The sequence below is a fragment of the Bradyrhizobium sp. C9 genome, assembly GCF_002532045.1.
Taxonomy (GTDB): domain Bacteria; phylum Pseudomonadota; class Alphaproteobacteria; order Rhizobiales; family Xanthobacteraceae; genus Bradyrhizobium.
In genome coordinates, this window is sequence record NZ_NWTG01000004.1 from 429,546 (window position 1) to 455,797 (window position 26,252).

Here is a 26,252-nt window from a genome sequence, read left to right on the forward strand (position 1 = left end):
CGGAAGGATTGAGGGGCCCGGCGCGGTGACATGATCATCACCGCGCATCAGGTTGTTGTTCAGCCTCAAATTTTCCGGAAAACTGCTACACACTTTTCCGGAACTTGCTCTAATCTCTCGCGATCAGACATGACCCGGGGAGTGCAGTGAACAGGACGGTCGTCAGCTTCATCAGTTGCTGGCTGGCAGCCCTGCTCTTGCCTCCTCCCGGCGCTTATGCCGACGAATTCCGGACGCCTTCGATCTCGGCTATGCGGGTCGAATGGCGCTCCGTGCTCGACCAGCTCCGGCAAGAGATCACCTCCCGCCCGGACATCGCCTCCAGCTTCACATTCGCCGGACAACGCCGCGTCCCGGCCACCGATCCGCGGTCGACGCCCGCGCTGGTGCAGCTGAACGCTGTGACGTCGCAGCTCTTCCCCGGCATTGCGCAGAGCCCGATTCCGGTGCTGCTGCCTTTCGACCCCGCAAGCTACCTCGACGCCCGACAGAACGGCGCACCGGACAACGTGCCGATTGCGCGCTACCAGGCCGACTTCCGCGCGGCTGACGTCTTCCACGCCGGCGCGGCCGGCTATGACGCGGTGTTCTCGCTCGACCCGGGCGTCGGCGACGGCATGCCGCAGCGGACCTTTGCCAAGCCGGTCGAGGTGCAGATCTCGGGCTCGATCCTGGTCTACGACCTCGCCGACCGGCTCGGCGGCAAGGGCGAGCCGGTCAAGACGCTGGCCGCGCAGTTTCCGGACCTGCGCCGCTTCATCCGCGAAGGCTATGTGCGCTACGCCTTCACCCGCTTCGGGATTCCCTATGTCGTCTCGATCCAGTGCCTCGACAGCGCGCCGCGGCCGAAGCGGCTGGCCTGCCGCGAGGCCACTCCGGTGGCGGAGCGCTTCCTGAAGGCGTTGCACATCGCCGGCGGGCAACCGTCGCGGCCGCGCAGGGACATCGCCTCCGGCATCGCCGAGCGGCCGATGGTTCAATCAGCTGACTTTACCTACCGCCCGAGCGGCGACATCGTCGCGGGCAGCGGCGGCCGCAGGCAGCAGGGTGGTCACGCCGATTTCACCGCCTATTCGCAGATCCGCTTTCCGCTCGACAAGGCGCCGGCCTTCGCGCACTCGCAATCCTTCGCCCGGCGCAAGGCAGGCGCGACGGTCGACGAGTATCCCTGGCAGGACAATTTCTGCGAGGCGCGCAGCTTTGAGGTCGGCCAATGCGCCAGCGGCTACGGCCATCAGGGCCAGGATATCAGGCCGGGCGCGTGTCCGGCCGACAGCAAGGACGGTTGCGATCCCAGGCAGCAGGCGGTCGTCGCGGTGCGCGACAGTGTCGTGATCCGCTCGGCGCAGCAGCAGGCCGCGACATTGCAGGTCAACACAAGCACCGAGCATGTCCGCTTCCGCTACATGCACATGAACCCGTCAGTGATGGACGCCGACGGCCTGCTCAATGGACGCCGCCTCAGCGAGGGCGAGAAGATCGGCGTGGTCTCGAACTATCTCGACCATCCCAACGGCACGTCACGGCATCTGCATTTCGACGTGCAGGTGTTCACGCGCGACGGCTGGCTCTGGGTCAATCCCTACACCACGCTGGTGTCGGCCTATGAACGGCTGATCCGCGGCCGCGGCCACGAGATCGGACCGGAGCCTGGACCTGCGGCCGCGGTGGCGCACGCCCTGCCCGATGACGTCGTGCATCGCATCGACACCCAGGAAGGCGGCGGCAATTAGCGCGTGGTCGAGCGAAGCCTGTCCCGCACTTGATGCGGGATGGACACCGGTTCGGGGCGCACTGCCAAAATATCGAAAACAACCCCATGCACAGTAGCCGGCGGCCGCCGTCACCCAACACGACGACTTGACACGTCGGGCAACTCAGCGGCATCATTCCATTATTCCGAAATCGTGCAACCGCCGCTCGCGTTGGAGGCCATCGGCTCCGTCGACTCCGCTTTCCGGAACGTCCGTTCCGGTGGGGCACACGGCTTGCAGAACGCCGGCGGCGCAATCATGGACGATGGCCCCCAATATTATCCCACGCCCCTCTCCGTCGGCGGCCGCAAAGCGCCGACGAAGGAACTCGCGCGTGCCAGAGCGGTCACGACGATCCTCGCACCGCATTCGACCGAGAGGCGCGCTGCCATGCCGTCAATGCCGGCCACACGCGGCTGGAGATCAAGTGCTCGCGCCGCAAGACGCCGCGCACGAAAGAGGCACGTGCCAAAGTTCACCGATACCGGCCGAGACCTGGTCGCGTGAAATGAAAAGGGGCCGTGCCGCGAGACGGCCCCTCAACCGGAACCTGAAAATTGCTTCGGGATGAAATCTTGCCCCGGTCGTCAGGACAATTAGCGCCAAATGCGGCCGAGATGGATTTCGTGGAATCCCGGTGACGAGATGGCGCCCAAAGAAACGGCCCCAGCACCTTTGGGGGCGGCAGCTCACATGCTGTCGCATTTTTTTTCGAACACCTCTTGACACTTTTCGAGCCCGATTTAACTCGTGACACGTCGGTCCGCGTGGCCGATCACCTGGACGCCAGTCGGGTCCAGGCGTAACGGGCACCGGTCGTGTCCGGTGCTTCTCATACCCATCTTGCTCTTTGGAGGATTTGGCTATGCGCACGTACGATTTCTCTCCCCTCTTCCGGTCGACGATCGGGTTCGACCGTCTCTTCGATCTGGCCGAGACAGCTCAGCGGGCCACCGAAGACAACTACCCACCCTACAACATCGAACGACTTGCCGAAGACCGCTACCAGATAGCGCTCGCGGTCGCCGGCTTCTCACCGGACGAGATCTCGGTTACCGCCGAGCAGAACGTCCTGACGATCGAGGGCAACAAGGTCGAAAAAGCAGACCGCGACTATCTCTATCAAGGTATCTCGACCCGTCGATTCAGGCGGCAATTCAGCTTGGCGGACCATGTCCTGGTGAAGAACGCCGCGTTCGACAATGGTCTGCTCAGGATCGAGCTGGCACGCGAAATTCCGGAAGCCATGAAGCCGCGGCGGATCGCGATCAACGCAACGCAGCCGAACCGGCCGCAACAGCTCGAATCAGCTGCAGCGTGACGCACGAGCAGCCGCGTTCGGAACGCCGAGCGCGGCCTCAACATTCAATTCTCGTCTTAGAACGGAGGCAAACATGCGGCCGACGACCGCTGAAGTCATTTGTTTGAGATCTGACCGCAGTAAGGCGCGGTTCAATCATCCCCGGGATGTCTTGGCGGATCTCTCCCTGACCACGGAAGAAAAACGCGCGCTCCTGGCGTCGTGGGCGTCTGACGCTGCCGCGGTCCCGTGTCGTCCGGACTTACGGGCGCCAACAGAGCTGCGATCACCGGCAACGATCGACGCAATTCTCGACGCGCTATGTCGTCTCGATAGCGATCCTCATCATCCGCCGGGCGGCAAGCCCCACCGTCTTCGCTCAACGGTACGTCCGCTGGCGGCGTAGGAGGGTGATATGAATGACATCAATCTTCCGAAACACATCGTAGACAGAATCGAAGCCCGCTGGTGCGCCAGGCAGGAAAAGCGCGAGATCGTCGACCGCCGGCTCGAACAGCTTCGGGCGCATCGCAACAACATCCGGCGGTATCGACGGTTACTCAGCACCAAGCTGAGCGACCTTGAGCGCCAGTTCATCGAACGACGTCTTTCCGAGGAATCCTCGGCGATGGAGGCTCTGGCGGCCGACATGCCACCTCTAATACATGAACGGCCATCGCTGAGCGTCGGTAGATCGGAAGGCACCTCGCCATGAGCACGAAGCAGTTTCTGATACGCGGAAGCGAGAAGGTAATCCGTCACTATCAGTTCTTGCTCGACACTGCCAAATCGGATCAGGAGCGGGAGAAGTTCGCAAGAAGGATCGACGAAGAGAAGCGCAACCTGGAACGGCTGTTTGCTGATCTCACTCAGGCGGCCCAGGCCGCCTGATCGGGTTGCCCATGGACAACGCGTGGATGGCGAGGCTCAATGATGAGAACGCCAATTTCGGCAAGAGATCTCGAGTTGATTGCGCTGCGCGAAATACGCAGTCTTCCCGGCGGGGAGCACGTATGCCACGTGGAAATCGTCTCAGCGAATGCGGACTGGAGCCTTCATGCATCGGTGCGGGACGGTGGAGATCTCAACCGGATCCAGCACGCGACGAGCGTCACGACGACCCGCCTGAAGAATCGGTATCAACTGCGAAGTGATTGGTGAGTAACGCCACATTATGGAGCGAGACGTCGGCAAACGCGGGGACCGATCCGGCCATAAAGCCGATCAGCACGAACGTCGCACCCGCGAGCACGCGCTGGAGGGCGGTCCGCATGGTGAGCCGCGTCCGCCTATTTCTTCCACGGCGTATCGCCGCGTGCCCCGGCGTCCGCGAAGATGCCCTGCTCGTAGTCGATGAAGGCGCGCACCATTGCGCGATAGGCGGCTTCCGCAACCTTGGGCGACAGCCCGTTCGCTTCAGCAAGCGCCATCGCCTTCTTCACGACAGCCTCGGCGCGCTCCGGCGCCTCGACCTGCGCGGGGTTGGCCTTGAAGCGGGCGGCTTCATGGACGTAGCGGCCGCGCTCGGCCATCAGGCGTACGATCTCGCGGTCGAGCCGGTCGATATTGCTGCGCACCTCGCCGAGCGTCTTGCAGCAAGCACCGTTGTCGACGGTGGGACTGCCCCACAACGCCGGCGCGTCAGTCACAGGTTCCTCGGCCAGCGCCACGGCGGGGATCAGAAGCAACAACAGAACCATCGGCAATCGCATCAAGCGTCTCCCAGTCAGTGAGCACGATGGGCGATTGTTATGCCGATTTTGTACGCGCGTGGAAGCCGCAATGGCGCTGCAGCCACCGCGAATTCCAGTGCGAACCGCGTCGACGATCAACCGATGTCCATTCCGGCCAAGACCTCACTGACCTTCTTCTGGGCGTCCGCCGGCAATGGCAGGATCGGGCGCGGAGGCTCGGCCGCACAGATCCCTCTGAGATTGGCGATCGCGTAAACCACCCGCACGCTCGAGAATGTCTTGAGCAGCTGCCAGACTGGTTGCAGCCGCGCGTCGAGCTGCCGCGCCCTGGCGGCATCGCCACTTGCCACGGCACGGACGATGTCGAGGCAGACCCTGGGGAAAATCCCTGCGAGCACGCTGTACCAGGTCTCGCCACCCGCCAGCAGCGCCTCGGTGCAATTCCAGTCGGCACTGTAACCCAACGAAAAGCCACTCGGCACGACAGCCCGCAATTCAGCGATATGGCCCGGCACCGCGGCAGCGTCCAGCGCGGGACTCTTCACCGCCACGATTCCGGCAACGTGACTCAAGCGGCCGACCAGGGCCGGGGTGAATCGAAAGTGCGTCGTGCCCGGATTGTCGTAGATGCAGATCGGCAATCCGCTTTCACGCGCCACTGTTTGAAAATGCTCGAACACCTCGTCATCGGTCAACGGCGTATAGGACACCGGCGCCAGCAGGCCTGCCGCCGCGCCGGCATCCCGCGCATCCTGCGCCAGTTTCACCGCATCATCGGTGCGCAGCGCGCCGACGCCGACCAGGAGCGGCGTCTTGCCGTCTGCCAGCGCTGCAGCCGCCTGCACGGCACGCCGACGCTCATCGCGGCTGAAATATGGATAAGAGCCGGTGCTTCCGAGCAGCCCGATCGAATCCACCCTCGCCGCGATCAGGGGCTCCAGCAAGGCGCGAAGCGCGCCCGCGTCGACCTGGCCATCCCTGTTCGAGGGCGTGATCGGGAAGGCGGAAAGCCCTTTGAGATTGACCATCGGTTGCTCCTGTTCGGTGACCGCCGCGCGAGCGGCGAAATCGCGTTGCGGTCGACGCCGCAGCGCCATCAATCACCGCGCCCAATCCCGCTTGCAAGGTCCAGTTTGCTGCGGACTTCACAGCAAATTGGTCCAGTGTGCAGCGGCGCGTGCGATCTGCGGAATTGGGCCGGCGTCGATTAGGACTGCCGGCGGCTATTCCAGCATCGTGGTCAGCTGCGCGCCTTCGTCGGCAACGAACACCGCGATCAGTTCCGCCGGCTCCGTGGTGCTGGCATTGGCCGAGACCATGTGGGTCGAGCCCGGCGGCTCGAAGAAGGATTGGCCGACCTTGAAGGTTTCGACCGGTCCACCGCCGAGCTGGGAACGGATCTCACCCTTGGTGATGTAGGCCGTCACCGAGCCCGAATGGCGATGCGGCGGTGTGAAGCCGCCGGGACCATAGAACACGCGGACGACGGTGACGCGCTTGCCAGCCACATTCGGCAGCGCATGCGAGGTGATGATCTCGACCTTGTCGAGCGGCGATGCCGCATCGGCACTCGCGCAGAGCGGCGCGATCACCGCGGAGATCGCATCCATCGGGGTCGGCAGCGACTTCCCGATCACGAAGGCCGAGGCCAGCCCCGCAGTCACGGCCAGCATCACCGGCCGCGGCGGCCGCGCGAATGAAAGAGGTGGTGTCATCGCCATCGAGGTCATCGGTTGTTCTCCCCTGTCGATTGCCGTTCGTTCCGTCTCACGAAGCCGCCGCAGCCGTCCGCTGCCGGCGTGGCGGCGGCGTCCAGCGATAGGCGGCGCCGAACCGGTTCCAGACGTTGATCGAAGCGATCGCCGAGGTCAGGTAGGTCAGCTCCTTTTCCGAAAATTCAGCGGTGGCCTCGGCATAGACCGCGTCGCTGACGCCGTTCGGCAAGGTGGTCAGCGCCTCCGTCCAGGCCAGCGCCGCGCGCTCGCGTGCCGAGAACTGCGCCACCTCGCGCCACACCACGACGAGGTTGAGCTTGTCGACGGGGACGCCGAGGCTCTCGCCCTGCAGGATGTGATACTGCACGCAAAACGCGCAGCCGTTGATCTGCGAGGCGCGCAGCTTGACCAGCTCGAGCAGCTGCTTGTCGAGACCGGCCTTCGCGGCGAACTGGCCGAGCTCACGCACGACGGCGAAGACATCAGGGGCGAGCTTCTCGAAGTCGAGATATTCCTTGCGGGCGTGTGACATCGGCTTGGGCCTCATGTTATCAGCGTACTGACATATTATCAGAGCTCTGATATAGAGCAAGACACGGACATTCGCGAAGGCAACATGGCGGGAATGCACAAACCAGGGAAATCCGGTGCCGCCGCGCGGCGGCAGGCGGGGAAGACGCCGGCGCGCAAGGCAGCGATCGGGGGATCGGACGCAGACGCCCTGCCCGCCTCCGCCGTCCCGCCGCCCGGCGAAGGCAAGCGCGGCGAACAGGGCTATCTCGCCTATCTGCTGCGCCAGGCGCATGCCGCCTCGCGGCTGTCGATGGAGCGCGAGCTGGCAGGCCTCGGCGTCACCTCCCCGCAATTCGTGGTGCTGACGATGCTGAAAGCCTATCCGGGCCTTTCGGGCGCCGACCTGGCCCGGGTGGCGTTGCTGACGCCGCAGACCGTCAGCGTCATCATCCGCAACCTGGAGCGTGACGGCGCGATCCGCAAGACGCCGCACCCGGTCCATGGCCGGGTGCTGCAATGGACGCTGACCAGCCATGGAACCACGCTGCTGGAGAAATGCCGCCATATCGCCCAGGCCCAGGAGCGTCGGCTCGGCGCCGGCCTCGACAGCAAGTCGGAGCAAATTGTTCGGCAATGGCTGTCAAAAATCGCCACAGATTTGCAGGATAGTTAGTTCTTGCGGCGTCATGGCTTTTGGCCCTCCCGGACGGCGCCGCTAGACTGGGCGCATGAAACAGCCTGATTCTTCGAATTTCCCTGCCCGCCGCGCCGTGCTGAAAGCAGGACTTGCCGCGGGCGTAATATTCGCCAATCCATTCGGCGCACTTGCGGCTGCGCCTGCGGGTTTCGACCAGTGGCGCGACAATTTTCGCGCCCGCGCACTGGCAAAGGGCATTTCCGAGGCGACCTGGAATCGCTGCATGGGACGGGTCGAGCCCGACATGAGCGTGTTCAAGCAGATGCGCAACCAGCCGGAATTCCACGAACAGATCTGGCAGTACATCAACCGCCGCGTCTCCGACTGGCGGGTCATCCATGGCCGCGAGGCGCTGAAGAAGAACGAGGCGCTGTTCGCCAGGATCGAGCGCGACTTCGGCGTCGAGCGCGGCACGCTGCTCGCGCTATGGGGCGTTGAATCGGCCTATGGCGATCCGCTCGTGCAGCAGAACCACATGACGCCGGTGTTTCCCTCGCTTGCGGCGCTCGCCTGGAACGAGCCGCGCCGCAAGGCCTATTGGGAGACCGAGCTGATCAACGCGATGAAGATCGTGCAGCGCGGCTGGAGCACGCCGGAGGAGATGAACGGCTCCTGGGCCGGCGCGATGGGCCATTCGCAGTGGATGCCGGAAGTCTGGCTCAATGTCGGCTTCGACTATGACGGCGACGGCAAGGTCTCGCCATTCGGCCGGCCCGACGATGCGCTCGGCTCGACCGCGAAATATCTGGTCAATCGCGGCAAGTGGCACCGCGGCGAGCACTGGGGCTACGAGGTCCGCGCGCCAGGTGGCAGCGCCAGCGGCAGTCGCACCTATGCGGCCTGGGCCAGCGCCGGCGTCGTCCGCGCCGACGGCCAGCCGTTTCCGCAGCCGAATGCGTCGGCGCAGCTCTGGATTCCCGTTGCAGGCGGCCCTGCCTTCCTGCTCGGCCCGAACTTCAATTCGGTGAAGAGCTACAATCCATCGATGAATTATGCGCTGGCGATCTGCCATCTCGGCGATCGCTGTCTCGGCGGTCCGCCCTTCATCCAGCCGTTCCCGGGCTCGGAGCGCGCGCTGACGCTTGCCGAGGTGCAGGAGATGCAGACGCGGCTGACCAAGGCCGGCTTCGACACCGGCGGCACCGACGGCCGCGTCGGCAACGACACCATGAAGGCGATCAAGGATTTTCAGATCAAGGCCGGCTTGCTGCCTGCCGATGGTTACGGTGGACTCAAGGTACTGGCGCGGCTGCGGCAGGGAAGTTAGCTCCCGTCATCGCGAGAAGCGCGCGACAGAACTGTCAAAGCAATTTGCGCTGAAGCGACCGAAGCAATTCATGTTCTCCGCAGTGAGCTGGATTGCTTCGCGGGGCCCGTTATCGGGCGCGCCGTCCATGCGTTCTGGGCCGACGAGGGCTACGCGCTGACCTGCCTCCCTGGCATCCACACGGGCACCAGCGCCACGACGGACGTCTTCCGTACCTGCCCTTAGGGAATCGACCTGAATTTCCCCCTGACATCTCCAATGCTACGCGACCATTGTGAGGTTTCTGCCTGAAGGAGACGGACAATGGGTCAGCTCTATTTCCACTGCTCCCACCCGAAGGGGACATTGATCGACCGATGCGGCGCCGCCATAGCCGATCTGAACGAGGCCCACGATCATGCCACCGGCGTCGTGCGCTCTTTCCTCATGAAGCTTAGTCCTGAGGACTGGCGCAGCTGGGTGCTGCATGTCTGCGATGATCGGGGCGACGACGTGTTCTTGATGCCCTTCTCCTTCGTGCTCGGCAAGCCACATTGAGAGGTCGCCATGTCCATCACACAGTCACTCCTGGTCCTTGAACAGCCACTAAAGACCACCATGGCGAAGTGGTGGGAGCTGCTCGACAAAGCCCGCGATCCCTACCGGCCGGAGCGCTACTACATGCGTGGCCCGGGCCCGAAATGGCGCGCCAAGCATGGCAACGACGCCTTGTAGATTGGAGCCTTGTCCGGCTTTTCCCCGGAGCATCCAGGCTTGCGCGGCGCGATCGATGTTGACGATGTTCGCGATTACGGGTGCGACACGACAATCCAGCGGCAAATCAGTGCTTCCGTCGTCGGGCCAATTGCCGTGGGAATGCGAACTTACATCCTCGTTGCTGTTTGACGATTGAATCCGAAAGCCAGCCTCGTCATTGCGAGAAGTTGCGCGACGAAGCGATCCATCGCTCCGCGCATGCGGAACCGTGGAGCGCTTCGCCTCGCTCGCAATGATGCACCAAACGAGGGCTGTAGACGGGGCAAGCCGTCAGCCGCGCCTCTATCATCCACGCAGCGTGGACGATGTGGCTCCGCTCAGGGCTGCCGCACCACGCCGCCGGCGTTCATGCCGCCGTCGATCACGAGCTCGGTGCCGGTGACGTAGCGCGACGCGTCGGAGGCGAGATAGAGCACGCCCTGCGCGATCTCGATCGCCTGGCCGGCGCGGCCGAGCGGCGTTGCGAACCTTGCGCGCTCCTCCGGATCGATCGGTGCGTTCTGGCCGGCGCCCGTCGCGCCGGTCGGGATCTTGCCCCAGATCGGCGTGTCGATGATGCCGGGATGCACCGAGTTGACGCGGATGCCGTCGTTCAGCTGCGCGCATTCCATCGCGATCGACTTGGCGAACAGCCGCACCGCGCCCTTGGTCGCGCTGTAGCCGGAGAGCGTCGCCGCGCCGCGCAGGCCGGCCAGCGACGACATCATGATGATCGAGCCGCCGCCAGTCTTGCGCATCAGCGGCAGCGAATGCTTCACCGACAGGAATACGCCATCGATATTGATCGCGGTCTGGCGCCGCCAGTCCGCGAGCGACATCTCGACGATCGAAGGCGCTCCGATGCCGATGCCGGCGTTGGAGACCATGATATCGAGGCGGCCGTAGCGCTTGCCGATCTCGGCGACAACCTCGATCCAGCGCTCCTCGCTGGTGACATCCTGCGGCAGGAAAACCACCTCGCGACCGGCTTTCTTGAGCCGCGCAGCGAGCTCGGGTCCCCTCAACTCGTCGATGTCGGTCGCAACAACCGTCGCGCCTTCCTGCGCGAACAATTCGACGATCGCCTCGCCGATACCCGATGCGCCGCCGGTCACCAGCGCGACCTTGCCTTCAACCTGTCCTGCCATGTCCACTCCCGACGTTTCTTATCTGATCACCGCCGGGCCCTGATCCGGTACCGCGACGTCGAGCACACGGAATTGCACACGTTCGGTGCCTTGCCAACGGTCGACTGCAAGAGAGCCCGCCACGTGCAATTGCTGGCCACGATTTTGCGTCAAGGCGCTGCCGAGCTTCTGTCCGACCGAACGGAATGCGATACCGTTGACGATGGAACCGTCGCCGGACTTGAAGCGCAGCCGCAGATGCGCCTGCCCGACCTCGTCGGCATAGACCAGCTGATGCGACGGCAGCGCGATCACCGGCTCCGGATTGGCGGCACCGAACGGACCTGCGCGATTGAGCGTCGCGGCGAATTCCGGCGTTACCGCGCGCGCGGTGACGGCGCCGTCGATGAACAGCTCGTTCTCGTGCCGCGAGTTGGCGACGTCGTCGGCCAGCGCGCTTTCCATGTAGGCGCGGAATTCAGCGAGCTTCTCCTTGCGCAGCGTGACGCCGGCGGCCATCGCGTGCCCACCGCCTTTCATCAGCAGACCATCATGCACCGCCTGGCGCACGGCCTTGCCGATATCGACGCCGCCGATCGAGCGGCCCGATCCGGTGCCGATGCCGCCAGGCTCGAGCGCGATCGCAAAGGCCGGCCGCGCGAACTTCTCCTTGAGCCGTGCCGCGACCAGCCCGACCACGCCGGGATGCCAGCCTTCCGCCGCGGTGACGATGACCGCGCCCTTGTCCTCGAGCCCGAGCGAGGCCAGCGCCTCGGCTTCGGCCTGCGCCTCGGCCGCCTGCTCGATCACCCGCCGCTCGGCATTGAGGCGATCGAGCTCGGCCGCGATCCGCGCGGCCTCCGAGACATCGCCTTCGAGCAGCAGTCGCACGCCGAGATCGGCGCGCCCGATGCGGCCGCCGGCATTGATGCGTGGGCCCAGCATGAAGCCGAGATGCCAGGCCTCCGGCGGGCCATTGAGCCGCGCCACATCCATCAGCGCGGTATGGCCGACATGGTCGCGGCGGCGCATCGCGATCAGGCCCTTGGCGACGAAGGCGCGGTTGAGCCCGATCAGGGGCGCGACGTCGGCGACAGTGCCGAGCGCGACGTGATGCAGCACGCTGAGCAGGTCGGGCTCCGGCATCTCGCGGGTCCAGAAGCCGCGCTGGCGCAGCTCGCGGTTCACCGCCACCAACGTCACGAACACCAGGCCGACGGCCGCGAGATGGCCGAGCCCGGAGAGATCGTCGGGCCGGTTCGGATTGACCAGCGCGTCGACCTCCGGCAACTCGTCGCCGGTCTGGTGATGATCGATCACCACCACCGACATGCCGAGCTTCTTGGCTTCCGCCAGCGGCTCGATGCTGGTGGTGCCGCAATCGACCGTGACGAGCAGCGTCGCGCCCTTCGCCGCCAGGGCGCGGACGGCGTCGACGTTGGGTCCGTAGCCTTCGAAGATGCGATCGGGAATGTGGATCAGCGGATCCAGCCCGCAATGGCGCAGATGCCAGGTCAGCAGCGCCGCCGAGGTCGCGCCGTCGACGTCGTAGTCACCGAAGATCGCGACCTTCTCGCCGCGCACCGCGGCATCCGCGATGCGCTTGGCGGCATGCTCCATCTCGGTGACCGTGTACGGGTCCGGCATCAGCTTGCGGATGGTCGGGTCGAGGAAATCAGGTACCTCGTCGATCGCGACATCGCGCCCCGCCAGCACGCGCGCCAACATCTCCGGCAGATTGTGCCGCTGCACGATCGCCAGCGCCCGCGCCGCCCCGCGCGCATCCAGCCGGTCGCGCCAGAGCTTTCCGGTCAGCGACCGCGCCACGCCGAGGAACGCCTGTGGCGCCTCAACGGGCAGTGCGGATGCGTGCAGCGTCATGATTCCCTTCCAATCAAGCGGGAATCGTAGCGCCTCAGTGAATCCCAAGCCAGTTCTAGCAGCCCATCCGGGTGGCGATTTCCCCGAAATCCTTGGCCACGATGTCCCAGCTGCCGGTGGCCTCGAAATCGACCTTCTGCAATGGGCCGTACTCGGTCGGCCGCGCCACGAACGCCGTCTTCAGGCCGTGCTTCTGCGCGTGCTTGAGATCGTAGTTGTGGGCGGCAACCATCATCACTTGCTCCGGCGGCAGACAGAGCAGCTTTGCCGCACCGAGATAGGTTTCCGGATCGGGCTTGTAGTGCTCGAACAGCTCGGCCGACATCACGAGATCCCAGGGGAGCCCTGCGAACTTCGCCATGTTGGTGAGCAGCGCGACGTTGCCGTTCGACAGCGGCGAGATGATGTATTTGGTCTTCAGCCGGGTCAGGCCGGCGACGCTGTCGGGCCAGCCGTGCAGGCGATGCCAGCCCAGCGTCAGATGGTGCAAATCGGCCTCGGTGAGGCCCTTGATGTCGAATTGTGCGACCAGCTTCTCAAGCGAGCGGCGGTGCAGGACGTCGAGGATGACATAGCCGTTCTGCGGGTTCTTGCGCACCTCGTCCATCGAGGCCGTGTAGACCGCGCGCCAGCCATCGACCAGCGCGGTCCAGTCGGCCTTGATACCACGCGTCTCACCCCATTTGGTGAAGTCGTTGATCAGGCTGGTGCGCCAGTCGACCACGGTTCCGAACACGTCGAACACCAGTGCCTTGACGCCGGAAAGATCGGACATGTTCGTCTCCCTTTGTTGTTCTAGTTGGTTCGTCATTCCGGGCCGAAGCGAAGCGTCGAGCCCGGAATGACGGAGATCGTAGTCTGCCTTTGGTTAGTCGAGGTGGAACTTCTCCAGCTGGCGGTGCTCGGCCTTGATGTAGCGCACGGTGCCGGTGACGGAGCGCATCACGACCGTCTCGGTCTCGATCACGTCCTTCTTGAACTTCACGCCGGTCAGCAGCGAGCCGGTGGTGACGCCGGTGGCGGCGAACAGGCAGTCGCCCTTGGCCATGTCCTCGATGCCGTAGATCATCTTCGGATCGAGGACGCCCATCTTGTGGGCGCGCTCGCGCTTCTCCTCGGTGTCGAGGATCAGGCGACACTGCATCTGGCCGCCGATGCAGCGCAGCGCGACCGCCGCCAGCACGCCTTCGGGCGCGCCGCCGGTGCCGATATACATGTCGACGCCGGTCTCATCGGGCTTGGCGCAGTGAATGACGCCGGCGACGTCGCCGTCGGTGATCAGCTGCACGGCAGCGCCGGTCGAGCGCACGCTGTTGATGATGTCGGCATGGCGCGGACGGTCGAGCACGAGCACATTGATGGCGGTGGGATCGACACCCTTGGCCTTGGCGAGCCGGCGGACGTTGTCGGCCGGCGGCGCGTCGAGCTCGATCACGTTCTTGGCGTAGCCCGGACCGATCGCGATCTTCTGCATGTAGACGTCGGGGGCGTGCAGCAGCGTGCCGCCGTCGGCCATCGCCATGGTGGCGATCGAGCCGGGCATGTTCTTGGCGCACAGCGTGGTGCCTTCGAGCGGATCAACCGCGATGTCGACCTTGGGGCCGGCATTGAGGCCGACCTTCTCGCCGATGAACAGCATCGGCGCCTCGTCGCGCTCGCCCTCGCCGATCACGACCGTGCCCTCGATCGGCAGCTTGTTGAGCTCGCGCCGCATCGCGTCGACCGCGGCCTTGTCGGCGGCCTTCTCCTGGCCGTGGCCGCGCAGCCGCGCGGCCGACACCGCCGCGCGCTCCGTCACGCGCACGATTTCGAGCGTCAGGATGCGCTCGAGCAGCATCTGCGGCGGAACGGAAATATGGGTCGACATCGGCGTACTCCTTAAAGCCTCGGGGACAGGCCAGCCTGCCCGCATCAATCGTCTCACGCCCGACCCGTTCAGGCCATGCGCTAGTTCTTCTCGATCCGGATCACCTGCGGCCGGCCGCTGATGACCTTATCGCGCTGCACTGCGGCCAGCGCACGATGCACCGCATCCTCGCTGGTCGCATAGGTAATCAGAATGACCGGGACCGGTGAAGGTTTTTTGGCCGCACCGTTCACATCGACGCCATCCGGATGCCGTTGCACGATGGACTCCAGAGATATCTTCTGTTCCGCGAGCCGGGTGGCGATTGTTGCGGCAGTGCCTGCAAGATCGCGCGCCATCAGGCGGATATAGTAACCACCCTCATGGCGTTCCATCGGCGCCTTGGTGGTGTTGCGCAACCGCTCCACCGGACGCCCGAACGGCTTGGCGCGGATGCCGCGGGCGACATCGGCGATGTCGGCGACCACGGCCGAGGCGGTTGCGCCGCCGCCGGCGCCGGGGCCGACCAGCGTGATCGGCGGAATCCCCTCGCCGTCGATCGCGACGGCATTGGTGACGCCCATCACCTGCGCGATCGAGGATGATTTCGGCACCATGGTCGGGTGCACGCGCTGCTCGATGCCCTTTGCCGTGCGCACGGCAACGCCGAGCAGTTTTACGCGATAGCCGAGTTCCGCGGCGGCCTTGAGGTCCTCCGGCGTGATCGAGGAGATACCTTCGACATAGACCGCGCTTTCGGCAACCTTGGTTCCGAAGGCGAGGCTCGCCAGGATCGCAAGCTTCTGCGCGGTGTCGTGACCATCGACGTCGAACGACGGGTTGGCCTCGGCATAGCCGAGCCGCTGGGCGTCCTTCAGGCATTCCTCGAACGACAACCCCTCCTGCTCCATCCGGGTCAGGATGTAATTGCAGGTGCCGTTGAGGATGCCGTAGACGCGGTTGACGCTGGTGCCGGCGAGGCCCTCGCGCAGCGTCTTGATGACCGGGATCGCCGCCCCGACCGCCGCCTCGAAATTCAGCGCACCGCCGTGCTTCTCGGCCGCGGCGGCAAGCCGCAGCCCGTGCTTGGCGATCAGCGCCTTGTTGGCGGTCACGACCGACTTGCCGGCCTTCAGCGCGGTCTCGATCGCGGAGAGCGCGGGATCGCCTGCGCCGCCCATCAACTCGACGAAGCAGTCGATGTTGGGATCCTCGGCCAGCGCCTGCGGGCTCTTCGCCCATGCGATGCCGCGCAGGTCGAGGCCACGCTTCTTGGCTTTCGAGCGTGCCGTGACGGCGACGACGCGGATGCCGCGGCCGCTGCGCTCGGCCAGCGCCCGTCCTTGCGTTTCGATGAGGCGGACGACATCGGCACCGACGGTGCCGAGCCCCGCTATGCCCACGTTCAGGGGTGCAACCATGAGATAAAGCAACCTGGAAGGATTAGCGTCGGTTGGCGAGAGGAACGACGTTGTGCAACGTTTCGATGCCGCTTTCAAGGAAGCGGCGCACGCCGCGCGCGGCCTGCCGGATGCGCTGCTCGTTCTCCACCATCGCGATGCGGACATAGCCTTCGCCATGCTCGCCGAACGCAACGCCGGGCGACACCACGACGCCGGATTTCTCCACCATCAGGGTCGCGAACTGCATGCTGCCGACCGCCTCGAACGCCTTGGGTAGCGGCGCCCAAGCGAACATCGAGGCCTGCGGCGGCGGAATGTCCCAGCCGGCGCGGCCAAACGACTCGACCAGCGCGTCGCGGCGCTTGCGGTAGGTGTCGCGCATCTCGCGGATGCAATCGTCGGGGCCGTTCAGCGCGGCGGTCGCCGCCACCTGGACCGGCGTGAAGGCGCCGTAGTCGAGATAGGATTTGACCCGCGCCAGTGCCGCGATGATGCGCTCATTGCCGACCGCAAAGCCCATCCGCCAGCCGGCCATCGAGAACGTCTTCGACATCGAGGTGAATTCGACGGTGACGTCGAGCGCGCCGGGGACCTGCAGCACCGACGGCGGCGGATTGTTCTCGTCGAAATAGACTTCCGCGTAGGCAAGATCGGACAGGATGAAGATGTCGTGCTTCTTCGCGAACGCGACGAGATCCTTGTAGAAGTCGAGGTCCGCGACATAGGCGGTCGGGTTCGACGGGTAGCAGACGATCAGCGCGATCGGCTTCGGAATCGAATGCTGGATCGCCCGCTCGACCGCCTCGAAGAACTGCGGGGTCGGCTCCGACGGCACCGAGCGGATCACGCCGCCCGCCATCAGGAAACCGAACGCATGGATCGGGTAGCTCGGATTCGGGCACAGCACGACATCACCGGGCGCGGTGATCGCCTGCGCAACGTTGGCGAATCCCTCCTTCGAGCCGAGCGTCGCAACCACCTGGGTATCGGGGTTCAGCTTGACGCCGAAGCGGCGCGCATAATAGGCGGCCTGGGCCTTGCGCAGGCCGTTGATGCCACGGGAGGCCGAGTAGCGGTCGGTCCGCGGCTTGCCCAGCGTCTCCTTGAGCTTCTCGATGACGTGGGCCGGGGTCGGCAGGTCCGGGTTCCCCATGCCCATGTCGATGATGTCGGCCCCGGCATTGCGCGCGGCCGCCTTGGCCTGGTTGACCTTCTCAAAGACGTAAGGCGGCAGACGGCGAATGCGGTAAAAATCTTCCATGGGACCCTTGCTCCGACAACCGCGACGCCAGAATCGTCCCCCTTTGGTTCGCTGCTGAAGCCGGCTCGGCCTCTTACAGAAATCGCACTGAATCAATGACTTAGAGCGAATTCAGGCGCACGATCGGGGGACTGCGGCCGGATCTGCGGTTGAATTGAGTTTCTTTTAGCACGGACGCCGGGCGGCGCCAGCGCTGATCGGCCGATCTCGCGCGCTCACTTCCCGCTTTGGGCGGCCGTCGCGGCCTGAGCCTGGGCCTGGCGATCGCGCGCGGCAACCAGCTCCTGCTCGATCTTGGCTTGATCCGCCGGCTTGATCGTCGGATCAGCGCGATCCGGCGGAAGGTCGTGGACCGGGAGGTAGCCGTTGGCGTCCTTTTGCCGCGCCGGCGCATCGGCCGGCATGGCCATATCGGCAATCGTGCTCGAGCACCCGCTCAGCGCCAGCAACGACGCGAGCAGCGCTGCGGCCGCGAGCCCCCTGTTCATTCGATCGATCGGCATGCGCCGAATTGTCCCCAACAAGCTAGCGCGCACGTCGCACATTGCCGACACGGGTCGCACTGGTACGAGCCTTGCAGCGTCCCCGCTGCATTAATCCTGGCTTTAGCGGTTTCAAACCATTGTCGCCCGAAACGCTTAAAGCGTGAACACCAAAAGCGACCCCTGAGGCTTCAATATGACGGAACAAAGATTTTTTTATCGCACCGCAACAGAGCGAAACATCGGCTTTTGACTGATTTCCGCTACCGCACCGCGCGATGACGCCCCCCAAACGACGCGATATTGTCCTTCAGATGAGCAACGTCAGTACCGACACCCAAGCCACCCCGAAATTCAACGCCGAAGCCTTCGCCATGAACATCGCCCGGGCGATGGAGAGCAGCGGCCAGGCGCTGGCGGCCTATCTCAAGCCGCGCCAGACCGGGGAAGTCCGCGACAAGCCGCCGAACGAGCTCGGTGAGGTCATCAAGACCTTCAGCGTGATCGCCGAATACTGGCTAGCCGACAAGGAGCGGGCCTCGTCGCTGCAGATGCAGCTCGGCAAGGATTACCTCGATCTCTGGGGATCGGCCGTGCGCCGCATGGCCGGCGAAGCCGATGCCAAGCCCGCGATCGCGCCGGCGCCGCGCGACAAGCGCTTCCAGGATCCGGAGTGGAAGTCGAATCAGTTCTTCGACTTCATCCTCCAGCTTTATCTGTTGACCGCGAAATGGGCGCAGCAGCTGGTCAACGACGCCGACGGTATCGACCCGCACACGCGAAAGAAGGCCGAATTCTACGTCCAGCAGATCACCAACGCGCTGGCGCCGTCGAATTTCGTGCTGACCAATCCGGAAGTGCTGCGCGCTACCGTCGAGACCAATGGCGACAATCTGGTCCGCGGCATGAAGATGCTGGCCGAGGATATCGAGGCCGGCCACGGCACGCTGAAGATCCGCCAGTCCGATTCGAGCAATCTCGAGGTCGGCGTCAACATGGCGACGACGCCGGGCAAGGTGATCTACCAGAACGAGCTGATGCAGCTGATCCAGTATTCGCCGGCAACCGAGAACGTGCTGCGCACGCCGCTCCTGATCGTGCCGCCATGGATCAACAAGTTCTACATCCTCGATCTGCGCCCTGAGAAATCCTACATCAAATGGTGCGTCGACCAGGGCATCACGGTGTTCGTGATCTCATGGGTCAACCCGGACAAGGAGCTCGGCAAGAAGACCTGGGCCGACTACATGACCGAAGGCCCCCTCACGGCGATGGACGTGATCGAGAAGGTCACCGGCGAGTTGAAGGTGCACACCGCCGGCTATTGCGTCGGCGGCACCATGCTCGCCTCGACGCTGGCCTACCTTGCCGAGAAGCGCCGCCAGCGCGTGACGTCGGCGACGTTCTTTGCCGCGCAGGTCGACTTCACCCACGCCGGCGACCTGCTGGTGTTCGTCGACGAGGACCAGATCTCGGCGCTGGAACGCGACATGCAGGAATCCGGCGTGCTCGAGGGCAGCAAGATGGCGATGGCCTTCAACATGCTGCGCTCGAACGACCTGATCTGGTCGTATGTCGTGAACAACTATCTGAAGGGCCAGCCGCCCTCCTCGTTCGACCTGCTGCACTGGAATTCGGACGCGACGCGGATGCCGTCGTCGAACCACTCCTACTATCTGCGCAACTGCTATCTGGAGAACCGGCTGTCGACCGGCACGATGGTGCTCGACAACACGCTGCTCGATCTGTCGAAGGTGAAGGTGCCGGTCTACAACCTCGCCGCACGCGAGGATCACATCGCGCCGGCGGAATCGGTGCTCTACGGTTCGCAGTTCTTCGGCGGCCCGGTGAGATATGTGCTGTCCGGCTCCGGCCATATCGCCGGCGTGGTCAATCCGCCCGCCTCGAAGAAGTACCAGTACTGGACCAACGACAACATCAGGGACATCAAGCTCGCCGACTGGCTGAAGGGCGCCGAGGAACACAAGGGATCGTGGTGGCCCGACTGGCGCGGCTGGCTGGAAAGCCATGATCCGGAGATGGTGCCGGCACGCATCGTGGGCTCGAACGGGGTGTCGACGCTCGAGGACGCTCCGGGCAGCTATGTCCGCGTCCGCGCGTAGCGCCAAGCCTTCGTAGCGCCAAGTCTCCCGCTCAGCTATAAATAGATCGTCCCGACGGTCGGGAATCGAATTGACGTGAGGGGGAGACGATGACGCGCGAACTGTTCTGGCTGTCGCTGACGGTGATCCTGACCGGGCTGCTGTGGATTCCCTACATCATCAACCGCTGCCAGGTGCGCGGCCTCTCCGGCGCCATGGGCAACCCCTCCCGCACCGACAAGCCGCATGCCGAATGGGCCAACCGGCTGATGTTCGCCCACGACAACGCGGTCGAGAACCTCGTGATCTTCGCGCCGCTGGTCTTGATCCTCAACGCAGCCGACTACTCCACCAAATGGACCGTGCTGGCCTGCGCCGTTTATTTCTGGGCCCGCGTCGCACATCTGATCGTCTACACGCTCGGCCTGCCGGTGTTCCGCACCCTGGCCTTCACGGTCGGCTTCATCGCCCAGGCGGTGCTGGCGCTCGCGATCTTCAAGATCCTCTAGAGCAACACATTCGCGCCGGCCGCGGTGACGGCCGCGCCGGCGCTATTCCTCACCCTTGCGCACCACGATATGTAGCATCGTCGCGGGCGCCTCATCGAAGCTCTTGATCTCGCTGGTGTCGGACGAGACTTGGGTCCACGCCCCTGACAGGGCGTAGGTCGCCGCCAGCCAGTCGGCGGCGGGATAATTGTAGTAGCGGCCGATGCTGTCGCGGCCATCGCCGTGGCCGACCTTGTAACTTGCGTAGAAGATGCCGCCGGGTTTCAGCGCGCGATGGATGCGACTGAGGATGCCGGCCAATTCGTCGCGCGGCACATGCAGCAGGCAGGCGCTGGCCCAGACGCCGTCATAGGCCTCGCGATCCTCGAGCTGATCGAACAGCATCGCCTCGACGGGATGGTTGATGCGGCGCGCCGCGACCGCAGCCATTTCAGGTGAACCGTCGGTCGCGCGCAGCACGAAGCCTTCGGCAAGCATGACAGCAGCATGATTGCCGGCACCGCAGCCGAGTTCGAGGATCGCGCCGCCCGGCGGCAGCAGCTTGAGAAAACCTGTCAGCCGGGCGGACGGCGCTTTCGCCCACCCGGCATAGGCCTCGGCATTGCGCCGGTAGAATTGCAGCGTGGCGTCGTCCACGAAGCGCACCTCACCGTCAGGCGTCGGCCAGCCCGAGCATCAGCCGCATGTTCTGGACCGCGGCACCCGAGGCGCCCTTGCCCAGATTGTCGAGCCGGGCGACCAGCACGGCCTGGCGGTGCTTGTCATTGGCGAACACATAAAGCTCGAGCTGGTTGGTCTCGTTGAGCGCCTCCGGCTCGATCTTTCCGCCCTTGGCGGCCTCGTTCTGCAGCGGCATCGCCGAGACGTATTTGCTGCCAGCGTACCACTTCGCCAGCACGGCCTGCAGGTCGGCACCATCAGGCTTGCCCGGCAGCGCATCGAGTTGCAGCGGCACCGAGACCAGCATCCCTTGCCGGTAGTTGCCGACCGACGGGACGAAGAGCGGCCGCCGCGTCAGATGCGAATAGAGCTGCATCTCCGGCACATGCTTATGCTCGAAGCCGAGTCCGTAGAGGTGGAAGGCCGGCGCCGAGCCGTCCTCGAAGCTTGCGATCATCGACTTGCCGCCGCCCGAATAGCCGCTCACCGCATTGATCGTGACGGGATAGTCGGCCGGGAGCAGGCCACCATCGACCAGTGGCCGCAGCAGCGCGATCGCGCCGGTCGGATAGCAACCCGGATTGGAGACCTTCGGCGCGGTGCGGATCTTGTCGGCCTGGTCGGGCGCGAGCTCGGCGAAGCCGTAGGCCCAGTCGGGCGCGACGCGGTAGGCGGTCGACGCATCGAGCACCTTCGGCGCCGCATTGCCCATCGTGTCGATCAGCGCGACGGTCTCCTTGGCGGCCTCGTCAGGCAGGCAAAGGATCACGAGATCCACCTCCTCCATCAGCGCCCGCTTGGCACCCGCGTCCTTCCGCTTGTCCTCAGCGATCTGCTTCACCGCGACGTCACCGATGGCGTGCAGCCGCTCCTGGATGCCGAGGCCGGTGGTACCGGACGCGCCGTCGACGAACACGGTTGCCTTGGTCGCACCGCTCTTGGTTTTCGGCTGGTTGGTGTCGGTGACGGTCATGGCATGGTCCTTTCAAGTTCGTTCGTTTCGTTTAACACATCTGGCCGCGCCTGCGCCGCCAACGAGGATGGGCAATTATCCCTGGATTGAGTGCACCCTCCCCCACAACAACAACCCCTGCTCACGGAAACAGCACGATCTGCTCCAGCCCGGTGGTTTCGGGCAAGCCGAACATCAGGTTCATATTCTGGATCGCCTGTCCGGCCGACCCCTTCACAAGATTATCAAGCGTCGAGAGCACGATGGCGCGGTTCTTGATCCGGTCGGCGACGACGCCGATCTGAACGTAATTCGAACCGCGCACGTTCTGCGTCTGTGGCAGCACGCCCTTCTTCGTCACATATACGAACGGCTCGTGGGCGTAGGCCTTTTCCAGCTCGGCGCGCAAATCGTCCGGCGTAGCCCCGTTGAGCTTGACATAGGATGTGCAGAACTCACCACGCGCCATCGGAATGAGATGCGGGGTGAAGTTCACTGTCACAGCGGAGCCCGCGGCCGCGCCGATTTCCTGATCGATCTCCGCCGAATGTCGATGGCTTCCGACCGAATAGGGCGACAACCCTTCGCCGGCCTCGCTGAACAGCGTGTTCTGCTTCAGTCCGCGTCCGGCGCCGGTGACGCCCGACTTTGCGTCGATGATGATGTCGTCGACGTCAATCAGCTTTGCCTTCGCCAGCGGAACAAGCGCCAGCAGCACCGCCGTCGGATAGCAGCCGGGGCAGGCCACCAGCCGCGCGGCCGTAACCTTCTCCCGGTAGAGTTCGGTGAGCCCATAGACGGCCTCGTCCTGCAATTCGAGCGCCCGGTGCTCATGGCCGTACCATTGCGCGTAGCTGTCCTTGTTGCGCAGCCGGAAATCCGCGGACATATCGAGGATCTTGATTCCGGGATTGGCTTTCAGCACCGCGGCGATGATCTCTTGCGTCGTCCCATGCGGCAGGCCGCAGAACACGGCATCGAGCTGCGTCCAGTCGACCTTTTCCCATTCCACGAGCTTTGGCAGGTCGAGCATGAAGAAGTGAGGAAACACCTCGCTCATCGCCTTGCCGGCATGGGTGTTGGCGGTAAGCGCGGTGATTTCGGCATTCGGGTGCCGCGCCAACAGGCGCACCGCGTCGGCGCCGGTGTAGCCGGACGCGCCCAAAATTCCGATCTTCTTCTTCGTCATTGCTCGCTCCTCGGAAGCCTAGTCATCTCGGCCTGTACCATCGCGAACGCCTGCGGGCGCACATCGCGCATCAAAGCCGCAATGTCCCGGGCACCGGCTTCGACCTGCAATGCGAGCGTGTTGCCGACCGCCGCGAAATCGGTTTCAGACTTGTGCTGGTTCAGCTTGAAACTGCCCTCCACCTCTTCCACCACCATCTCGAGGCCCACGATGGCCTTCTTCATGGCTTCCAGCCGCGCGGTGGTCATCTTGCCCGACACCCACGGCTTTTTCGGCAGCAGCCGCTCCTCGAACTTGGCGCTCAGCACGTCGATCTGAACGGCAAGCTCTTCGTCCGACATGGTCCGCACCGGCCCGGTCAGATGAACGGCCTGATAAAGCCAGGTCGGCACTTGATCGGGCGACACATACCAGTCCGGCGACACATAGGCATCCGCGCCGGTGACGGCCAGCAGCCACGGGCCACCGTGCGCCAGCTTTACCAGCGGATTGTGACGAGCAACATGAAACAGCGCCCGCGGCGTACCGTCGGCGGCGTAGGTCAAATAGAACGGCAGCGCCGAGGCGATCGGCTTGCCGCCGTCCCACGCGCAGGCGAGGCCGAAACCGCGCGCTTCGGCGAACGCAAGGCTCGCGGCGCGGTCAGGCTTGAAAGGCGGTGGCGTATACATGGTCGAAAGCTCCTGCGTGACGAAGGAGCCGCCAGATCGAACCGCGTGTCTTTTTCAGGAGAGCGCCGCGGGAGAAGATCCGGCGGCAGAGGCGATGGTCTTAAACGCGAACGACCGCCCATACCGCGAGAATGCGGCGGCGGCGGGCGATGACGATGGTCGCGGCGTTGATCATGGGCGCGGCTATAAGGCCGCGGCCGTTTTGCGTCAAGGAAAACCGCTCAGATCGACGGATTCCACGGCGCCGGCACGACGCGATAGCCGTTGCCGTCCTTGACCACATTGCCGAGGCCCGGGAACGGATAGTGATAGCCCTGCACCTGGAGCCGCTCCGCAACCACCATGTCGTAGATCCGGCGGCGGGTCTTCTCCGCCACGTCGCCGTCCTGGTCGAAGAACGCATGCCAGCCGGGATTTGCCGCGAACAGGTTCGGATTGTTGGTGACGTCGGACTGGATGAAGACCTTGTCCGCCCGCGAAGCCAGCACGTAGGAGGTGTGGCCCGGCGTGTGGCCGACGGTCTCGACCGAGGTCAAGCCCGGCGCGATCTCCTTGCCCCACTCGTAGGGCGTAACCTTCTTCTTCAGGCCGGCTTCGAAAATATTCCGGTTGTTCTTGAACAGGCCCTGCATGCGGCCGGCCGGCGCCCGGCTCATCTCGCCGTCGTCCATCCAGAACTTCCATTCGGCCGCCGGCACCAGCACTTCGGCATTCGGGAACGCCGGTGTGCCCTCGGCCGTCAGCAGGCCGTTCACGTGATCGGTATGGAAGTGCGAGATCACGACCATGTCGACATTCTTCGGATCGAAGCCGGCCGCGGCGAAATTGTCGACGAACTGGCCACTGGCGCCCTTTGTGCTGGCTTTCGCCAGCGCGCCATTGCCGGTGTCGATCACAACCAGCTTGCCGCCGGTGTTGAGCACCAGCGGCGCGTACCAGATCGACACCATGTCGCGCGGCATGAAGGCCTTCTCCAGCGCCGCGTTGATATCGTCGCGCTTCGCATTCGGGATGAAGGAATCTTCCAGCTTGAAGACGTTCTTGCCGTCCGACACCGCGGTGACGAGGATGTCGCCGACCTTGTAGCGATAGAAGCTCGGCGCCTGCTTGTCGGCGACGGGCGCGGCGGCGGCCGCGGGAGCAGCTGGCAGCAACGGTGCGGCGGCGATGCCGGCAGCACCTGCGAGAGCGCGACGTCGTGTCAAATCCATCTGATGTCCTCCCAGTGAAGCAATGATGCGCCCGGCGGAGCCGCGTCCGCTGCGGTGAGTTTGCTCAGCGTTCTGACAGTCGCGTGAAGACGGCTACGCAAGCAATTGTTCTTCCGCCTAACCCCTGCATCGTGGCGATATTCCGGATATCGTTACACCACCCGCCACATCCACTCGACGACCTGGCCGATGACGTCGCCGAACAGCAGCAGCGCCGCCGACCAGACCAAGGCGGAGACGAAATTGGCGATCTGGAATTGCCAGTACGACATCTCGAAAATGCCGGCCGCAAGCGGCACCGAGGCGCGCAGCGGGCCGAAGAAGCGGCCGATGAAGATGCTGGGCACGCCCCAGGTCTTCACGAAGGCCTCGCCACGCGGCAGGATTTCCGGATAGCGCGACAGCGGCCACATCTGCGCGACCTGCTCCTTGTAGCGATAGCCGAACCAGTAGGAGATCCAGTCGCCGAGCGCAGCCCCGATGCCGCCTGCGATCCAGATCGGCCAGAAATTGATCCCGCTGACGCCGATCAGGGCGCCGATCGCAACCAGCGCGCCCCAGGCGGGCACCAGCAACGAGATGAAGGCGAGCGATTCAGCGAACGCCAGCAGCATGACGATCGGAGCGGCCCAGGCCTGGTGATGGCGGACGAATTCGGCCAGGGCCCGCGCAAAGTCTTCCATCTCGTCGAGTGCCCTCCGCTCCGTTGAAAACCGAATGAACCTTTGTAGTCGCACGCAGCCTAAGAACAGGTAAGCCAGCCCATTGCGTGACATCAAGTCACAAAGGCGGGGATCAAACGTGATTTCCCACATGCCCCCACGGTCCGGGCTGGCTGGCATCTCCCTCATAAGAAGAAGGAATCACTTGATGATCGGGTCACTGATGATGTGCGTCGGCGTTCTAGTCCTGTTGTTCGGAATGCTCGCGGGCATCGTTATGGGTATCCAGCACGACTTCACGTTGGGGCCGGCGCATGCGCATCTCAATCTCGTCGGCGGCGTGCTGCTGTTCCTGTTCGGCCTGTATTACCGGCTGGTGCCGGCAGCCGGAACCATGTTGCTCGCCAAAATCCAGGGCTGGCTGCATATCGTCGGCGGCATCCTGTTTCCGGTCGGCGTTGCCGCCGTGTTGCTGAAGGGTCCCTCGTTCGAGGCGGCGCCGATCGTGGGATCGCTGATGGTGGTCGCCGCCATGGCCCTGTTCACGGTCGTTGTATTCCGCACCTCGCGGGCGTAATCGCAGGCTCCTATCTACACAGGCGGCCGAGCCCTCCCGGCGCG

The 26,252-nt window shown here is 64.5% G+C and carries 29 protein-coding genes; 11 read left to right on the forward strand and 18 right to left on the reverse strand.

Going from position 1 to position 26,252, the window contains the following annotated elements; translation table 11 throughout:
* Positions 1-146 precede the first annotated feature (146 nt).
* The 4 genes from CO675_RS12710 (at position 147) to CO675_RS12730 (ending at position 3,945) form a co-directional block, all read left to right on the forward strand.
* Entirely contained in the window at positions 147-1,733 is a 1,587-nt protein-coding gene (locus CO675_RS12710) for a peptidoglycan DD-metalloendopeptidase family protein (protein ID WP_097672232.1), read from the forward strand.
* A gap of 886 nt (positions 1,734-2,619) precedes the next feature.
* The gene (locus CO675_RS12720; RefSeq protein WP_097672234.1) at positions 2,620-3,075 is read left to right on the forward strand and encodes an Hsp20 family protein; all 456 of its coding nucleotides are present in this window, start codon (positions 2,620-2,622) and stop codon (positions 3,073-3,075) included.
* 394 nt (positions 3,076-3,469) lie between these two features.
* Positions 3,470-3,769, forward strand: coding sequence for a hypothetical protein (locus CO675_RS12725; protein WP_502693377.1), 300 nt, complete (start codon positions 3,470-3,472; stop codon positions 3,767-3,769).
* A complete protein-coding gene (locus CO675_RS12730; RefSeq protein ID WP_097672235.1) occupies positions 3,766-3,945 on the forward strand; it encodes a hypothetical protein in 180 nt (59 codons plus the stop codon). The genes CO675_RS12725 and CO675_RS12730 overlap by 4 nt, the downstream gene beginning before the upstream one ends.
* 220 nt (positions 3,946-4,165) lie before the next feature.
* Here CO675_RS12730 and CO675_RS40540 read toward each other — a convergent pair whose 3' ends face one another.
* The 5 genes from CO675_RS40540 to CO675_RS12755 form a co-directional block, all read right to left on the reverse strand.
* The gene (locus CO675_RS40540) at positions 4,166-4,327 is read right to left on the reverse strand and encodes a hypothetical protein (protein ID WP_158231235.1); all 162 of its coding nucleotides are present in this window, start codon (positions 4,325-4,327) and stop codon (positions 4,166-4,168) included.
* Positions 4,328-4,343: 16 nt separating this feature from the next.
* Positions 4,344-4,766: a chorismate mutase gene (locus CO675_RS12740; protein ID WP_198964578.1), complete on the reverse strand. Its 423-nt coding sequence runs from the start codon at positions 4,764-4,766 to the stop codon at positions 4,344-4,346.
* A gap of 116 nt (positions 4,767-4,882) precedes the next feature.
* Positions 4,883-5,776 (reverse strand): dihydrodipicolinate synthase family protein, encoded by an 894-nt coding sequence (locus CO675_RS12745; RefSeq protein ID WP_097672294.1) that lies wholly within the window; start codon positions 5,774-5,776, stop codon positions 4,883-4,885.
* Positions 5,777-5,971: 195 nt separating this feature from the next.
* Positions 5,972-6,478 carry a cupin domain-containing protein gene (locus CO675_RS12750; RefSeq protein ID WP_097672238.1) on the reverse strand — a complete coding sequence of 169 codons (507 nt, stop codon included), beginning with the start codon at positions 6,476-6,478 and terminating at the stop codon, positions 5,972-5,974.
* A gap of 37 nt (positions 6,479-6,515) precedes the next feature.
* Positions 6,516-6,995 (reverse strand): carboxymuconolactone decarboxylase family protein, encoded by a 480-nt coding sequence (locus CO675_RS12755; protein ID WP_097672295.1) that lies wholly within the window; start codon positions 6,993-6,995, stop codon positions 6,516-6,518.
* Positions 6,996-7,079: 84 nt separating this feature from the next.
* Between CO675_RS12755 and CO675_RS12760 the strand changes: the two genes are divergently transcribed.
* The 4 genes from CO675_RS12760 (at position 7,080) to CO675_RS40945 (ending at position 9,654) form a co-directional block, all read left to right on the forward strand.
* Entirely contained in the window at positions 7,080-7,649 is a 570-nt protein-coding gene (locus tag CO675_RS12760; protein ID WP_097672239.1) for a MarR family winged helix-turn-helix transcriptional regulator, read from the forward strand.
* A 55-nt stretch (positions 7,650-7,704) separates the two neighbouring features.
* Positions 7,705-8,940: a lytic murein transglycosylase gene (locus CO675_RS12765; protein ID WP_097672240.1), complete on the forward strand. Its 1,236-nt coding sequence runs from the start codon at positions 7,705-7,707 to the stop codon at positions 8,938-8,940.
* Between the two features lie 303 nt (positions 8,941-9,243).
* Complete coding sequence (locus CO675_RS12770) at positions 9,244-9,477, forward strand: DUF6894 family protein (protein WP_050629382.1); 234 nt, start codon at positions 9,244-9,246, stop codon at positions 9,475-9,477.
* Between the two features lie 9 nt (positions 9,478-9,486).
* Positions 9,487-9,654: a hypothetical protein gene (locus CO675_RS40945; RefSeq protein WP_198964579.1), complete on the forward strand. Its 168-nt coding sequence runs from the start codon at positions 9,487-9,489 to the stop codon at positions 9,652-9,654.
* Positions 9,655-10,013: 359 nt separating this feature from the next.
* Here the strand turns inward: CO675_RS40945 and CO675_RS12775 are convergent, their stop codons facing one another.
* The 7 genes from CO675_RS12775 to CO675_RS12805 form a co-directional block, all read right to left on the reverse strand.
* On the reverse strand, positions 10,014-10,823 hold the full coding sequence (locus tag CO675_RS12775; protein WP_198964580.1) for an SDR family NAD(P)-dependent oxidoreductase: 810 nt from the start codon (positions 10,821-10,823) through the stop codon (positions 10,014-10,016).
* 18 nt (positions 10,824-10,841) lie between these two features.
* A complete protein-coding gene (gene recJ / locus CO675_RS12780; RefSeq protein ID WP_097672242.1) occupies positions 10,842-12,683 on the reverse strand; it encodes a single-stranded-DNA-specific exonuclease RecJ in 1,842 nt (613 codons plus the stop codon).
* Between the two features lie 55 nt (positions 12,684-12,738).
* Positions 12,739-13,458 carry a haloacid dehalogenase type II gene (locus CO675_RS12785; RefSeq protein WP_097672243.1) on the reverse strand — a complete coding sequence of 240 codons (720 nt, stop codon included), beginning with the start codon at positions 13,456-13,458 and terminating at the stop codon, positions 12,739-12,741.
* A gap of 93 nt (positions 13,459-13,551) precedes the next feature.
* Positions 13,552-14,550 (reverse strand): class II fructose-bisphosphatase, encoded by a 999-nt coding sequence (gene glpX, locus CO675_RS12790; protein ID WP_097672244.1) that lies wholly within the window; start codon positions 14,548-14,550, stop codon positions 13,552-13,554.
* Between the two features lie 80 nt (positions 14,551-14,630).
* Positions 14,631-15,950 (reverse strand): homoserine dehydrogenase, encoded by a 1,320-nt coding sequence (locus tag CO675_RS12795; protein ID WP_097672245.1) that lies wholly within the window; start codon positions 15,948-15,950, stop codon positions 14,631-14,633.
* A gap of 22 nt (positions 15,951-15,972) precedes the next feature.
* Positions 15,973-17,193 (reverse strand): LL-diaminopimelate aminotransferase, encoded by a 1,221-nt coding sequence (locus tag CO675_RS12800; protein ID WP_097672246.1) that lies wholly within the window; start codon positions 17,191-17,193, stop codon positions 15,973-15,975.
* A 215-nt stretch (positions 17,194-17,408) separates the two neighbouring features.
* A complete protein-coding gene (locus tag CO675_RS12805) occupies positions 17,409-17,696 on the reverse strand; it encodes a hypothetical protein (protein WP_097672247.1) in 288 nt (95 codons plus the stop codon).
* 293 nt (positions 17,697-17,989) lie between these two features.
* On the opposite strand from CO675_RS12805, the gene CO675_RS12810 reads away from it, so the two are divergent.
* Positions 17,990-19,798, forward strand: coding sequence for a PHA/PHB synthase family protein (locus CO675_RS12810; RefSeq protein ID WP_097672248.1), 1,809 nt, complete (start codon positions 17,990-17,992; stop codon positions 19,796-19,798).
* An 89-nt stretch (positions 19,799-19,887) separates the two neighbouring features.
* Entirely contained in the window at positions 19,888-20,286 is a 399-nt protein-coding gene (locus CO675_RS12815) for an MAPEG family protein (RefSeq protein WP_097672249.1), read from the forward strand.
* Between the two features lie 42 nt (positions 20,287-20,328).
* Here CO675_RS12815 and CO675_RS12820 read toward each other — a convergent pair whose 3' ends face one another.
* The 6 genes from CO675_RS12820 to CO675_RS12845 form a co-directional block, all read right to left on the reverse strand.
* The gene (locus CO675_RS12820) at positions 20,329-20,922 is read right to left on the reverse strand and encodes a class I SAM-dependent methyltransferase (protein WP_097672296.1); all 594 of its coding nucleotides are present in this window, start codon (positions 20,920-20,922) and stop codon (positions 20,329-20,331) included.
* 16 nt (positions 20,923-20,938) lie between these two features.
* Positions 20,939-21,919 (reverse strand): N-acetyl-gamma-glutamyl-phosphate reductase, encoded by a 981-nt coding sequence (gene argC / locus CO675_RS12825; protein ID WP_097672250.1) that lies wholly within the window; start codon positions 21,917-21,919, stop codon positions 20,939-20,941.
* Between the two features lie 121 nt (positions 21,920-22,040).
* Positions 22,041-23,087 (reverse strand): N-acetyl-gamma-glutamyl-phosphate reductase, encoded by a 1,047-nt coding sequence (argC, locus tag CO675_RS12830; RefSeq protein WP_097672251.1) that lies wholly within the window; start codon positions 23,085-23,087, stop codon positions 22,041-22,043.
* Complete coding sequence (locus CO675_RS12835) at positions 23,084-23,758, reverse strand: FMN-binding negative transcriptional regulator (protein WP_097672252.1); 675 nt, start codon at positions 23,756-23,758, stop codon at positions 23,084-23,086. The genes argC (CO675_RS12830) and CO675_RS12835 overlap by 4 nt, the downstream gene beginning before the upstream one ends.
* Positions 23,759-23,979: 221 nt before the next feature.
* Positions 23,980-24,969 (reverse strand): MBL fold metallo-hydrolase, encoded by a 990-nt coding sequence (locus CO675_RS12840; RefSeq protein ID WP_097672253.1) that lies wholly within the window; start codon positions 24,967-24,969, stop codon positions 23,980-23,982.
* A 152-nt stretch (positions 24,970-25,121) separates the two neighbouring features.
* Complete coding sequence (locus CO675_RS12845) at positions 25,122-25,652, reverse strand: DedA family protein (protein ID WP_097672254.1); 531 nt, start codon at positions 25,650-25,652, stop codon at positions 25,122-25,124.
* A gap of 187 nt (positions 25,653-25,839) precedes the next feature.
* On the opposite strand from CO675_RS12845, the gene CO675_RS12850 reads away from it, so the two are divergent.
* A complete protein-coding gene (locus CO675_RS12850; RefSeq protein ID WP_097672255.1) occupies positions 25,840-26,208 on the forward strand; it encodes a hypothetical protein in 369 nt (122 codons plus the stop codon).
* Positions 26,209-26,252: the final 44 nt, after the last annotated feature.